General features: G+C 63.5%; 11 protein-coding genes. 3 read left to right on the top strand and 8 right to left on the bottom strand.

The genetic code is table 11. The features are described 5' to 3' along the window. Positions 1–210 precede the first annotated feature (210 nt). The 3 genes from BLW71_RS22190 to BLW71_RS22200 form a co-directional block, all read right to left on the bottom strand. On the bottom strand, positions 211–1341 hold the full coding sequence (locus BLW71_RS22190) for a VIT1/CCC1 transporter family protein (protein ID WP_091801569.1): 1131 nt from the start codon (positions 1339–1341) through the stop codon (positions 211–213). A gap of 128 nt (positions 1342–1469) precedes the next feature. After that, positions 1470–2765: an MFS transporter gene (locus BLW71_RS22195; protein WP_091801572.1), complete on the bottom strand. Its 1296-nt coding sequence runs from the start codon at positions 2763–2765 to the stop codon at positions 1470–1472. Positions 2766–2860: 95 nt separating this feature from the next. Further along, complete coding sequence (locus BLW71_RS22200) at positions 2861–3967, bottom strand: tartrate dehydrogenase (protein ID WP_091801578.1); 1107 nt, start codon at positions 3965–3967, stop codon at positions 2861–2863. Between the two features lie 115 nt (positions 3968–4082). On the opposite strand from BLW71_RS22200, the gene BLW71_RS22205 reads away from it, so the two are divergent. Continuing rightward, positions 4083–4994 carry a LysR family transcriptional regulator gene (locus BLW71_RS22205; protein ID WP_091801581.1) on the top strand — a complete coding sequence of 304 codons (912 nt, stop codon included), beginning with the start codon at positions 4083–4085 and terminating at the stop codon, positions 4992–4994. 134 nt (positions 4995–5128) lie between these two features. Here BLW71_RS22205 and BLW71_RS22210 read toward each other — a convergent pair whose 3' ends face one another. The 3 genes from BLW71_RS22210 to BLW71_RS22220 all read right to left on the bottom strand — a co-directional run bounded on the left by BLW71_RS22210 (position 5129) and on the right by BLW71_RS22220 (position 8163). After that, positions 5129–5443, bottom strand: a complete 315-nt coding sequence (locus BLW71_RS22210; protein WP_177205178.1) for a hypothetical protein — start codon at positions 5441–5443, stop codon at positions 5129–5131. A 176-nt stretch (positions 5444–5619) separates the two neighbouring features. Further along, positions 5620–7302: a long-chain fatty acid--CoA ligase gene (locus BLW71_RS22215; protein ID WP_091801585.1), complete on the bottom strand. Its 1683-nt coding sequence runs from the start codon at positions 7300–7302 to the stop codon at positions 5620–5622. Positions 7303–7389: 87 nt separating this feature from the next. Continuing rightward, a complete protein-coding gene (locus BLW71_RS22220; RefSeq protein WP_091801588.1) occupies positions 7390–8163 on the bottom strand; it encodes an SDR family oxidoreductase in 774 nt (257 codons plus the stop codon). Between the two features lie 268 nt (positions 8164–8431). On the opposite strand from BLW71_RS22220, the gene BLW71_RS22225 reads away from it, so the two are divergent. Together BLW71_RS22225 and BLW71_RS22230 are read left to right on the top strand one after the other, a co-directional pair. Continuing rightward, positions 8432–10237 (top strand): acyl-CoA dehydrogenase, encoded by a 1806-nt coding sequence (locus tag BLW71_RS22225; protein ID WP_091801591.1) that lies wholly within the window; start codon positions 8432–8434, stop codon positions 10235–10237. Between the two features lie 285 nt (positions 10238–10522). Beyond that, a complete protein-coding gene (locus BLW71_RS22230; protein ID WP_091801595.1) occupies positions 10523–10882 on the top strand; it encodes a BON domain-containing protein in 360 nt (119 codons plus the stop codon). A gap of 187 nt (positions 10883–11069) precedes the next feature. Here BLW71_RS22230 and BLW71_RS22235 read toward each other — a convergent pair whose 3' ends face one another. Beyond that, positions 11070–12218 (bottom strand): DUF1501 domain-containing protein, encoded by a 1149-nt coding sequence (locus tag BLW71_RS22235; RefSeq protein WP_091808712.1) that lies wholly within the window; start codon positions 12216–12218, stop codon positions 11070–11072. A 5-nt stretch (positions 12219–12223) separates the two neighbouring features. Further along, a complete protein-coding gene (locus BLW71_RS22240) occupies positions 12224–13807 on the bottom strand; it encodes a DUF1800 family protein (protein ID WP_091801598.1) in 1584 nt (527 codons plus the stop codon). Positions 13808–13849: the final 42 nt, after the last annotated feature.

Consider the following 13849-nt stretch of genomic DNA (forward strand, 5'->3'; position numbering starts at 1 on the left):
CTATTCGCCCGACCAACGGATGGGATTGGGATTGGTCTATTTGTGAGCGGGGAAATTTCTGATGCGCGAGTGGGAGCGATCAGGTGCCGGCGCCGAGTCGGAACGCCAGATTCGGGCGCGCAGGAACAAATGACCCCTTACCGTTACCGGTAAGGAATCGGGATAGATCGCGAAGCGGTCATATCGAGCCCGCGAACGAGCGTACGGCCTTCACGAAACCGACACGCCCAAAAGCCGCCCGACCCCGAACGTGAACGCAGCCGCGATCAGCCCGATCACAATCTGCCGCAACGCCGAAAATCCGGCACTGCGTCCGTTGAAAAGCGACGTGAACACGCCGATCGACGCAAGCGCCACCATGCTCAGCACCACGCATTGCACGATCGCGTTGTAGTCGCGAGTCCACAGAAACGGCATCACCGGAAAGATCGCACCCAGCGAGAAAAGGCAGAACGACACACCCGCGGCCGACCAGGGATTGCCGCCCAACTCCGCGGGATCGAGTCCGAGCTCTTCGCGAGTCAGGGTATCGAGCGCCTTGCTCTTGTCGCGCATCATTTGCGAGGCGACCCGTTTGGCCTCGTCCGCTTCGAGCCCCTTGGCGCGATAGATCAGCGCGAGTTCGTGCTCTTCGGCTTCCGGCGTCTCCTCGATCTCTTGCGCCTCTTTCGCGATCTGCGTGCTGGCCAGTTCGCGGGCGTTGGTGACCGAAAGCCATTCGCCCAGCGCCATCGAGCATGCACCGGCGATGAGCCCCGCCAGCCCCGTCAACAGAATCGCCTTGTTGCCGGTTCCCGCGCCCGCCACGCCCATGATCAGGCAGAAGTTCGAGACGAGGCCGTCGTTGGCGCCGAGCACGGCGGCGCGCAAATCGTTGCCGGCCCCCGCGCCCTTGTGCCACTGCTCCGCGGCGGCGATCCGCGCGCCCGGCGACAGATTCGCGTCGCCACCGCCATGCGCCAGCGTGCGGACGATGGCGGCGTGATGCTGCTCGTCCGCGGACATGCGGCCCGCGTCCGGTTGCCCCTCGTATTTATTGCGATCGGCATATTCCGCCGCCGCGAGCGTGGGCAGCACGAAACCCGCGCCGAACAGGCGAACCAGGCCTTTCATCAGGCGCGTTTTGATGGCGTGGCCCGCGCCCTTCGGCTCGAACCCGTTGGCCCTCAACTTGTCGGCCCACACGCGTGCATGCTCGCGCTCCGACTTTGCGAGGTCGCCATACACCTGTTTGCGCGTGTCGTCTTTCTCGGCCTCGGCGAGTGTTTCGTACAGCGCGGCGCTGTGCAGTTCGTCGGAAAGATTGGCTTTATATCGCTTGATTTCCTGCCGGGATGCCATGGTGGTGTGCCTGAATTTTGAGTCGCTGGCGAAAGCGTAATCGATTCAGGTACGGAAAGCATCAATGCCTTGACGCGTGCCTTGAGCGGGAATGGCAACGCATCTTGTCGAGATCCGGTCATGCCAGATCATTGCGTCGCGGGCGCGGTCCGATATCCTCGCCGGCCGACGGCCAGCGCCAGCACAGCGGAAACCACCAGGCTCGCCGCCACCACATAGAGCCCGGCAGCATATCCGCCCGTCACGCTTTTCAGCCAGCCGATCGCAAACGGCCCGACGAAACCGCCCAGATTGCCGATCGAATTGATCATGGCGATGCCGGCAGCCGCGCCCGCACCCGAGAGAAACGTGCTCGGCATCGCCCACAACGGCGCCTTGGCCGCGCTAATGCCGACGTTCACCACGACCAGCGCCAGCACCACGCCGACCGCCGTGTCCGCGACGCCGGCCCAGGCGAGCCCGAGAGCCGCCGCCACGCACGGAATCACCACATGCCAGGTGCGCTCGCCGCGCCGGTCCGAATGACGCGCCCACACCACCATGCCGATCACCGCCAGCACGCTCGGAATCGCGTTCAATGCGCCCGTGCCGAGCGCGCTGAAACCATATTGGCGGATGATGAGCGGCGCCCACAAGCCAAGCGTATAGAGTCCCGCGGAGGTGCCGAAATAAATCATCGACATGATCCAGATACGCGGGTCGCGCAACGCGGCGAGCGCGCCGGCGGCATGTCCGGCGTGTGCTTCTCGACCGATGCGTTCTTCGCGCAAGGTGGCGATGAGCCAGGCCTTTTCATCGGCGGCGAGCCATTTGGCTTTGTCCGGGGAATCGGTGAGCGCTTTCAGTACCGCAAAGCCGAGCAGGACGGCGGGAATCGCTTCGACGATGAAAAGCCACTGCCAGTCCTTCAACCCGAACAACGCGGGCATCTGCATGATCGCGCCGGAAATGGGCGAGCCGATTGCGGTCGACAAAGGCGCGGCCGCCATGAACGCAGCGGCCGCGACGGCACGCTGCCGGGCAGGAAACCACTGGCTCAGGTAAAGAATGATGCCCGGAAAGAATCCGGCTTCGGCCACGCCGAGCAGAAAACGCAACGTATAGAACGAAGTCGGCCCCGCAACGAACGCGGATGCCGCCGAAACGAGGCCCCACGTCACCATGACGCGCGCAATCCAGATGCGCGCGCCAACCTTGTTGAGGATCAGATTCGACGGCACCTCGAACAGAAAATAGCCGAGGAAGAAAATGCCGCCGCCGAGCCCGAACATGGTCGGCGTCAAGCCGAGGTCCTTGTTCATGGTGATGGCCGCAAAGCCGACGTTCACACGGTCGAGAAAGCTGACGAAATAAAGCAGCATCACAAAAGGCAAGATGCGCCAGGTCAGCTTGCGAACCACACGGGCCTGCAATTCATCGTTCATACCTGTCTCCACTCGATCTCTGCACGGTGCAGTGAGATCGCCCGTGACGTGTTCGTCCGGGCGTTATGTTTCTGTATGACGTACGCGGGGTAGGCTCAGGCGGCCTTCACGCCGGCCACCGCTTTGGTGGACGAGTCGGCGGCGAGGATCGCGCAAACGGCATCGGTCACCTGCGCGGTCGTGGCCGTGCCGCCCAGGTCGCCCGTATGCAGCGACGGGTCCGCCGTGACGCGTTCGATGGCCGCCATCAATTGCCGCGCGGCGCCGTGCTCGCCCAGGTGTTCGAGCATCATCACCACCGACCAGAAGGTGCCGACCGGATTCGCCAGCCCTTTGCCCATGATGTCGAAGGCGGAGCCGTGAATCGGCTCGAACATGGACGGGTAACGACGCTCGGGATCGAGATTCGCGGTCGGCGCGATGCCGAGGCTGCCGGCCAGCGCCGCGGCCAGATCGCTGAGAATATCGGCGTGCAGGTTCGTCGCGACGATCGTGTCGAGCGTGGCGGGCCGGTTGACCATGCGCGCGGTGGCGGCGTCGACCAGTTCCTTGTCCCAGCGGACGTCTGGAAATTCCTTTGATACCTGCAGCGCAATCTCGTCCCACATGACCATGGCGTGACGTTGCGCGTTGCTCTTGGTGATCACCGTCAGCAGTTTGCGCGGCCGCGACTGCGCGAGCCGGAACGCGAAACGCAGAATGCGCTCGACGCCCGCGCGGGTCATCATCGACACGTCGGTGGCGACTTCGATCGGATGGCCCTGATGAACGCGGCCGCCCACGCCGGCATATTCACCCTCCGAGTTCTCTCGCACGATGACCCAGTCGAGATCCTGCGGCGCGCAACGCTTCAACGGCGCGTCGATGCCGGGCAGGATGCGCGTGGGACGCACGTTCGCGTATTGATCGAAGCCCTGGCAGATTTTCAGGCGCAAACCCCACAGCGTCACGTGATCGGGAATATGCGGGTCACCCGCCGAGCCGAACAGGATCGCGTCCTGATGGCGAATCGCATCCAGTCCGTCGGCCGGCATCATCACGCCATGCTCGCGGTAGTAGTCGCCGCCCCAATCGAAATTTTCGAACTCGAAGGCGAAGGTGTCGCTGCGCGCGGCGATGGCCTCGAGTACGCGCCGGCCCGCGGGCACGACTTCCTTGCCGATGCCGTCGCCGGGAATGGTTGCGATGCGATAGGTCTTCATTGGGCGTCTCCATGATGTTGTGAAAGCATGGAGCGCATCGTAGAACGGCCACGGCCCGTAAATACGCTGCTAGACTCAAAGCATCCTTAACTTCAGGTTAACAATAGGCCGTTCCATGACCTCGTCCATCCAACCTGACGACCTCGCCTTTTTCTCCACGCTCGCCGCGAGCGGCAGTCTGACGGCGGCGGCGCGCGAACTCGGCCTGAGCACGGCAGCCGTGAGCAAGCATCTGGCGCAGATGGAATCGCGCGCGGGCGTCTCGCTCGTCAACCGCACCACGCGGCGCATGAGCCTCACGCCCGAAGGCGAGCTGTATCTGACGCGCGCACGGCGCATTCTGAGCGAGATGGATGACCTCGCCCAGTTGCTCGGCGGCTCGCAGGCGGCGCCGAAAGGTCTGCTGCGCGTCAACGCGACACTCGGTTTCGGGCGCAGCCACGTCGCCCCGCTGATCTCGGCGTTCGTCCGGCGCTTTCCCGAAGTGGACGTGCAGTTGCAGTTGTCGGTCGACCCGCCGCCGCTCAGCGACGACGCCTTCGACGTGTGCGTGCGCTTTGGCGAACCACCGGATGCGCGCGTGATCGCGCGCCGGGTGGCATCGAACCGGCGCCTGCTGTGCGCGGCGCCGCGCTATCTCGCGCAACGGGGAGCGCCGCGTAGCCCGGCGGAATTGGCCCAGCACAACTGCATCGGCATTCGCCAGGGCGGCGATGGCTACGGGCTCTGGCGTCTGACCAGCGGACGCGGCGCCGCGGAAAAGACCGAGACGGTGCGCGTGCGTGGCAACCTCACCACCAATGACGGGGAAATCGCAGTCAAATGGGCCCTGGACGGCCACGGCATTCTGATGCGCGCCGAGTGGGATATCGCGGAGTATCTCGCCGATGGCCGGCTCGTCCACGTCATGCCCGACTACCGCACGCCGGGTGCCGACATCTATGCTGTGTATCCACAGCAGTTACAAATGACGGCGCGTGTGAAGGCGTTCGTCGACATGCTGATCGAGACGCTCGGCGCGCGCTGAGTGGGTTGGGTTGGGTTGGGTTGGGTTGAGTCGGCTCGCATCTCTCCCGCCCGCATGCACACGCGTGCAACACGGTGGCGCGTCCCGGCGGCAGCCGCGCGAAATTCAATCACGTCGCGCGGCTGCAGTCACGCTTACTGGCTCGCGCCTGCTCCGACGCCGGCCTTCTTCTCGGCCTTCTGCAGCTTGTCCGGATAGGTCGGATCATTCTGGGCCGGCTGGTAGCCTGCGTCTTCGAGCTTCTTCAACTCGGCATTCTTCTTGGCACGCGCCTGCTTGCGTGCCTCCTTGCGCTCGGCCTTGGTGGGTTTCGCACTGCTTGCCGCGGCAGGCGCCGCGGTAGCAGCAGCGCCGCTGGCATCTTGAGCCGCGGCGAGCGGAATGTTGCCTGCCACCAGGGCGGTGACGGCAAGTCCGAGCATGATCTGTTTAACGGCAAAGCTCTTCATCTTCAATATCCCCTCTCGAAAGTTGGCAATAGCCTCGAAGCCTGTCTGCACGCCTTTGTCCAGCGCCACGAGCCGCGCACTGCAACCACTGCGGACTCGCGATTAGAGCTTACAGGCAAACCATCCGAAGAGTATTCTCAGCGCCGCGAGCGGGTTTTTCGTCAAGCAGACGAACCTCACGAGCCGGCCGTGCGCGCCGCGTCCTCTTCCTGCAATTTCCGCCACAAAATCTTGCCGCTGCCCGATTTAGGCAGCGACCCGACGAACTCGACGATGCGCGGTGCCTTATACGAGGCCATCTGCTCATGCGCCCAGTCGATGATCTCCTGCGCAGTAATCGTGCCTGCATGCGCCGCGTCCGCCACGACCAGCGCTTTCACGGTCTCGCCGCGTTTCTCGTCCTTCACGCCGATCACGCACACCTCGTGAATCGCCGGATGCCGGTACATCAGCGCCTCGACTTCGGCCGGCCATACCTTGTAACCGGACGCGTTGATCATGCGTTTCAGGCGATCGGTCATGAAGAAATAACCGTCTTCGTCGATATGGCCCAGATCGCCAGTCCGCAGAAACCGTTTGCCGTCGAGTTCGATGAACGCCTCCGCCGTCGCTTTCGGATTGCCCCAGTAACCCTGCATGACCTGCGGCGCGTTCGTGACGATCTCGCCCGTTTCGCCTTGCGGCAACTCCTTGAGCGAGACAGGATCGATCACGCGCGAGTCCACGTCGAACACGGGAATGCCCAGGCATTGCGGCTTTGGCCGGTGCGGCGGATTGATATGCGTGCCGGCAATCGTTTCCGTCATACCGTAGCCTTCCACATAATCGAGTCCTGTCAGCGCCTTGAGCTTTCTCGCAATCGCGTCCGGCATCGCCGCGCCGCCGCCGCGCGTGCCGGTGAGGCTCGACAGATCGTATTCGCCGAGCTTGGGGTTCGACAGAAAGTCGACCATCATCGTCGAGATGGATTGCCATGCGGTGACGCGATATTTCTGCATGCATAGCGCTGCCGCTTCGCGATCCCAGCGCGGCAACAGGACGATCGTTGCGCCCGAGAAGACCGCGCTGTTCATGCCGCCTTGCATGCCCGTCACGTGAAAGAGCGGCAAGACCGATAGATAAACACCGTCAGACGGCGCCGAGAACCACACACAGCCGCCGAGCAGCGTGCTCATCACGCTGCGGTGCGTGTGCATGCAGCCCTTCGGCTTGCCGGTGGTCCCCGACGTATAAGGCATCACGCACAGATCGTCGGGACCGGTGGTGAGCGGCCCCGGCGAGATGTGCCGCTCGATCACGTCTCGCCACGGCGTGACACCGGCAATGTCGAAAGTCTTGCGCGGCGCGGCGACGAATTCAGGCACGGGAATCGGCGACGGCCGCTTCAGATAATCGCTATACGTCGCGACGATTGCGTGCTCGATGCCCTTGCCGGGCCCGCTGCCGATCAACGGCTCGACATTCGCGAACAAACATTGCGGCGCGATGATCGTAGTCGCGCCGCTGTCTTCGACGTAATGCGCCAACTCCGCGGTCATGTTCATCGGATTGACCGGCACCACCACGGCGTTCGCCCGAAGAATGCCGTAATAAGCAACGATCCATTGCGGACTGTTCTGCATATAGAGCAGAACACGGTCGCCCGCCTTGACCTGGCATTCCTGCTGCAGAAAGCCCGCAACCCGCTCGGATTCGTCCTTGAATTCCGCAAACGTGATTGCCGTGTCGTAGAAGATGATGAACGGCTTGTCGGGAAAGCGCGCCGCCGAGACTTCGGCGTTATAGAAAAGACTGGTCTCGGGTAGCGTCAAATGCAGAGGCACTTGCGGCGGCCAATGCGCATGATGGCGTTCGTTCATCAGCGTCTCCTGATTTTTTAGTGTCCGCGCGCAGTTCGCCCGGTTCGCGCGCTTCGTTCACATCATCACGCCTGACCTGCGTCGTACCTAGACGATGATCGCGCCGCCGTCCACCGCGAAATCCTGACCGGTAATATGGCGCGACGCTTCACTCGCAAGAAACACGATCGGGCCTTTGAGATCTTCGTCGCCACCCAGGCGCTGCAACGGCGTGCGCGAAACGATCGAGTCTTCCAGTTTGCCAAGCAGACCCGCCGACATTTTCGAAGGGAAAAAGCCCGGGCAGATCGCGTTGACATTGATGTTGTACTTGCCCCATTCCGCAGCCAGCGCGCGTGTGAAATTGATCGCGGCGGCCTTCGACGTGTTGTACGCAATCGTGTTCATGCCGGGCGGCGATCCCTTCAGCCCCGCTACCGATGCGATATTGACGATCTTGCCCGCGCGCCGCGGAATCATGCTGCGCTTGCCGACTTCGCGCGCGAGAAAGAACGGTGCATTGACGTTCAGATTCATCACCTTGTGCCACGCTTCGTCGGGATAGTCTTCGGCGGGTGCGCCCCATGTCGCGCCGGCGTTGTTGACCAGAATATCGATACTCTCATGCACGCCCAGCACTTCATCCACGAGGCCGGGAATGCCCTCGAAGCGCTGCAGGTCGTTGACCACCGTGTGCACTTCGATACCGCGCTCTTGCAGATGCGTTTTTGCTTCAACGAGTTCGTCGGCCTTACGCGCGGTAATGGCGACGCGGCAGCCCATTTCGCCGAGTGCCTCGGCCATTTGCAGACCCAGTCCGCGAGAGCCTCCGGTGATCAGTGCAACCTTGCCGTCCAGTCGAAACAGGTCCTTCACAGACATTGCGTCGCTCCTCCAGATTGTTCTGCTGTGCAGAGTGGTTGACCACATTGTTCGTCCATCATACGTGCCGGAATTCAGCCTGTAAATAAAAGCACGCTCATTCACTTTCGTTATAAACTGACATGCAACGCCGCCGGCTGGAGCATTGGGAATTACCCGGATAACGCGCTTTTCAGCCCTTGCGTGCTGAGGCATTCGGCTGTGTTTTTCCTTATGCGTTGCGCACCTGTTGCGCATAACGGCTTATTTTTTCTACGGGTCTTCTGTCATGCAAGATGCGCTGATCATCAACCCGCGTGATCTCGAGTTCCAGTTGTTCGAAGTGCTCGAAGCGCAGACGCTCACGCAGCGCGCGCGCCATGCCGATCACAGCCGCGAGACCTTCAACGCCGCACTCGAAACCGCGCATGCGGTTGCCGTGGAAAAATTCGCGACGCACAACCGTCTCTCCGACGAACACGAACCGCAGTTCGACGGTCAGCGCGTTACCCTGCCCGCCGAGGTCAAGCAGGCCCTCGACGCATTGCGCGCCACCGGTTTTCTCGCTGCGGGTAAAGACTACGAATGGGGCGGCATGCAGCTGCCCTCGGTGATTTCGTTCGCGTGCCTGTCACTCTTCAAGAGTGCGAACATTGCCACTGCGTCGTACGCCATGTTGACCACGGCGAACGCGAACGTGATCGAACGTTTCGGCAGCGCGGCACAGAAGCGAAAATATCTGCAAGCGCTCTTCGAAGGCCGCGCGTTCGGCACCATGGCGTTGACGGAACCGCAGGCGGGCTCGAGTCTCTCCGATCTCGTCACGAGCGCCACGCCGAATGCGGATGGCACCTATTCGATTCGCGGCAACAAGATTTTCATTTCAGGCGGCGACCACGAACTGAGCGAGAACATCGTGCATCTGGTGCTGGCGTGTATTCCCGACGCGCCGCCGGGCGTCAAAGGCATCTCGCTCTTCACCGTGCCCAAATTCCACGTCAACGAAGACGGCACGCTCGGCGAGCGTAACGACGTCGCGCTCGCCGGACTGATTCACAAGATGGGCTGGCGCGGCACGACGTCGACCATGCTGTCGTTCGGCGAACACGGTCAATGCATCGGCGAACTGGTGGGCGAAGCGCACCAGGGTCTCGCCGCCATGTTCCACATGATGAACGAGGCGCGCATCGGCGTCGGTCTAGGCGCGGTCATGCTCGGCTACCGCGGCTATCTGGCCTCGCTCGATTACGCACGCGAACGGCCGCAAGGGCGTCGTCCCGACAACAAGAACCCACTCGATCCACAAGTGCCGCTGATCGAACACGCCGACGTGCGCCGCATGCTGCTCGCACAAAAAGCCTATGTGGAAGGAGCTTACGCGTTGTGCCTTTACGCGGCGCGTCTCGTCGATGAACAGAACACCGGCGAGAGCGACACGGCACGCGCCGAAGCGGGCCTGCTGCTCGACCTGCTGACGCCGGTGGTGAAATCCTGGCCGTCCCAATGGTGCCTCGAAGCGAACAGCCTGGCGATCCAGATTCACGGCGGCTACGGCTATACGCGTGAATACCCGGTCGAGCAGTTCTATCGCGACAATCGCCTGAACATGATTCACGAAGGCACCCACGGCATCCAGGCCATCGATCTGCTCGGCCGCAAGGTGACGATGAAACAGGGCGCCGCGCTCGGCCACCTGGCACGTGAGATCCAGCGCACGATCGATGCGGCGCGCGAGCATGCACCACTGCATGCGCACGCCGCTGCGTTGGGTGAAGCATGGACCGACCTGACTGCCACGATCGAAGCGCTGCTTCCGGTGTTGGCTCATAACAGCGAACCCGCACTAGCCAACGCGAATGCGTTTCTCGAAGCCTTCGGCCATATCGTGATCGCGTGGACGTGGCTGCGGCAAGCGATCGTCGCCAGCGCCGGACTGAGCGCATCGCATACCGAGGCAGACGCGGACTTCTATCGCGGCAAGCTGCATGCGTGCCAGTGGTTCTTCCGCTGGGAACTGCCGCGCGTCGCGTTGATGCTAAAGACGCTGCGGGCTTTGGATGACACCACGCTCAGCATGGCGCCGAACTGGTTCTAGGCGCTGCGGCGCCGGCGAATTTGCAGCTCGAATCGCGGAAACATCCTTGCTCGATGCAACCGGCAGCAGCCAACGCAATGTTGCCGGAACCGCTCCCCATGCGGTGCTCCAGCCAGTTTTTCCAGCATGAGCGCGTGCGCTGGAGTATTGTTTAAGCGCGCCGGGAGCGACGCGGCATGACTCTTCTACAAGACAGAGTGCTCCTCGTGGGCGGCAAAGTGCTCGCAAGCGCGTGGTTTTTTGCATGCAACAAAGCGACATCAACTTTTCGAGGATGGAGAAAACGTGAAAACAGTCAATCTTTTGAAGGCGCTGGGCATCGCATTGTGTGTGGCAACTGCGTCCAGCGCCTATGCCCAGTCGAGCGATGCGGCGCCGTCCGCCGACGCGTCGGCGCCCAGCGCCAAAACGGTCAAGAAGGCGGACCGCTCGCTGGGTCTGCAGGTGCGCAAGGCTCTGTCGAAAGCGCAGGGTTTTGACGTGTCGAACGTGTTTGTCCGGGCGCGCGGTGGCGTAGTCACGCTGACGGGATCGGTGCCCGACGGCGCGCAGATTCCGCAGGCGGAGGAAGTGGCAAAGAATGTGGCGGGTGTGAAGTCGGTGAATAACAAGCTGACTATCGGCACCCAGGGCGGCGGAGGTTAAGCGCCTCTTCTGTCACCCGGTGAGTTGCCAGGTGACCACAGGCGGCGCCGCTCGTCGCACAATGAGAGCGTAAGGCGCCGCCTGTCGTCCTGGTATTTGAAACTCAGCGTCGCAGTGGAACTTGCGTCACGCGAGCTTGCCGCCCACCTGATCGCTCGCCGTATCTGCCCGAGGTCCGCTCGCCGCACTAAGCTCGCACGATGCCTGCCAACGGCCGCCCCGCCGCCGTCTGGCCAAACAGCACAGCCGCCGTACGCTGTGGATCGAGTCCGAGGCTTTCACTCGCGGTGCCGGCGATCAGCGCATCGAGCGAAGTGGTCGGTTTGAGATCGCGCGCTTCGTAAAGGTTGTGAGGCGCGAGACCCGGCCAGTCGGCGATCACGCGCCCGCCCCGCACCGAGCCGCCCAGCACCATCGCCACCGAGCCCGTGCCATGATCGGTGCCGCCCGTGCCGTTGGCCGCGGCGGTTCTGCCGAACTCCGTCGCCACCAGCACGGTGGTCTTGCTCCACAATGGACCCATGCCGTCGCGCAACGCGGCGAGCATCGTATCGAGCGCCTTCAACTGATTGGCGAGGCGTGCGTTCTGCGCGCTATGTGTGTCCCAGCCGCCGGTTTCGATCATCGCGATGCGTGGACCGTTCTCGCGCGCCAGGAAGCCGGCAGCGAGCTTGCCGAGGCTCGCCGGATCCTGGCGCGCGCCGGCGTCGCCGGCAAGGCCGCGCGCGGTCATCGCCGACTCCCACAACGGGCGCAGCTGCGCGTCCTGGTCGTAGAGTTGCGAAACGCGCGCGAGCAGATCATCGGGCGCTTGCGGCAACGCCGAGGGCGCATACGACGTCACACCCGCCGCGCCGCGCAACGCCATCGGCACGGTCGGCGCGAATGCAATCGCGTTCTCGCGCGTGGCGCGCAACTGCGTGACGAGCCGGTTCAGCCAGCCGTCTTTCATCTGATACGGCGACGTACCGCCGGTCTCGAGCACGTTCTGTCCGTCGAAGTGCGAGCGGTCCCGATACGGCGACGCCACCGCGTGCACGAACAGCGCCTGCTGGTCCGCGTACATCGCGGCGATCTGCGCCATCGCCGGATGCAAAGCGAAGGTGCCGTTCAGACGCGGCGCGTTCGAGGTGTCGATGGCGAGCGCGCCACGCAATGTGGCGTAAGCGGGTTCGGCGTAGGGGACGACGATGTTCAGACCGTCGGCGGCGCCGCGCTGGATCACGAACACGAAGCGGCGCTCGGTGGCGACGCTTGCAAACACGATCCGCGGCGACACGAGCATCGCGCCCGCGCCGGTAGCGGTGACGCTCAGAAACTTGCGGCGTGACAGCATGGCGTTCATCTCCGTTGGAAATCCGGCGAGACCAGTAACAGCGCGATCGCCGTGGACGCACTTTCAGCGCGAGATACCGCAGTCGCCGTCGGCGCACTGAGCGAACCGGCGAACCAGGTCTGGCCGAGCGAGCGGGCGTCGAGCCGGTCGCCGACACGCGCGGCGAAACGCTGCGCCACTTCGACCCGGCGCACGAGCGCGTCGGGCGCGGCCCAACTTGCGGCGATGTCGTCGTAGCCGGCCGGCGACCCCGGCCGCCACACCGGCTGGCCGAGCTGGGTAAGAATCGGGGCCGCCTGCTGGCTGCCGAGGTCGCGCCAGCCGAGTCCGCGCATCGACGAAATGGTCCATTCCCATGGCGTCTTGAACTTCACGGCAGTGGGCGACCACGCTTGCGGCATTTCGATCAACGCCCGGTACACGGCCGGCAGATCGCCGCCGCTGCGCTCGAACGCACTGGCGAGCTGCTCGCTCACGCCGGGCGGCGGATTGTCAGCGACAAAATGACGGGCCAGTTTGCCGCCGATATGCCGCGCGGTCGCCGGCGCACTTGCGAGGTCATGCAGGATAGCGAGCGCCTGCTCTTCTCCGGGCTGGTCGTAGCGGCGGCCCATGAGGGTCCGCGAACCTGGCTCATGCAGTGCGGCGCGAAACACGAAGGTGCCCGGCGCCGCGCTCTGCCGCATCGCTATCCGGCCCGTGTTGCCGACATTGGCCGGATTGCCCGCGACGCTCCAGCCCGTTAGCGCGCGGGCAAATTCGGTGACATCGTCCTGGGTGTAGCCGCTGCGCACGCCGAGCGTGTGCAGTTCCATGATCTCGCGCGCCAGGTTTTCGTTCAGGCCGCGTTTGCGATCCGGATTACGCTGTGCGGCACGCAGGGCCGCCATGCTGTCCGGCCCTACCGAGCGCGTCTGGTCGAGAAACAGTTGCATGGCCGGATGACGTTCCACGGCCACCAGCATGTCTTCAAAGCGACCCAGCACATGCGGACGAATTGCTTCGGCCTCGAATGCGCCCGCCAGTGCGGCGACGCCCGGCTTCTCGGTGGATATCGCGAAGTGGTTGGCCCAGAAATGCACCAGCCGCTCGACGAACGGCGTCGGCGTGGTCAATGCACTCGTCACCCGGGCATTCACGGATGAGCGGTACAGGTCGAGTATTTCACCACGCATGGCTTTTCGTTCGGCTTGTCTCGCAGTTTGAGCGTTTGCCTGGATCGCGGCTTGGGTGTCGGTTTGGGCGTTGGCTTGCGCGTTAGCTCGGGAGCTGGATTGCGCGTCGCGTTGAGCGTTTGTTTTCGCCTCAGGCTGCGCCGAATTGCGCCCGATCGCGGATTGACTCGCCGTGCCCTCGCCCGCATTCTGGCGAGCCTGCTGCGTGAACTGCATGCGCTGCTGCAGCAACTCCGTTGAAAGCGCCACCGAGTCCGGCTGACTCGCCCACGCGGCCGGCCGCGCCTGGTACTGTTCGAGCTGGGCGAGTAGCCACGCTTTCGGGTCGGCGGGAGGCGTATCGTCGGCGCGCGCGCCCAGGCCGAAGCGATTCAGCGCGATCGCTGCCGCGTTCAGGTTCGGTGAGTTGGCCATACCATCCTCTTCGGCTTTGGATAGTCTTTAAACGGCTGCCTC

It is taken from the genome of Burkholderia sp. WP9, assembly GCF_900104795.1.
Lineage (GTDB): Bacteria > Pseudomonadota > Gammaproteobacteria > Burkholderiales > Burkholderiaceae > Paraburkholderia.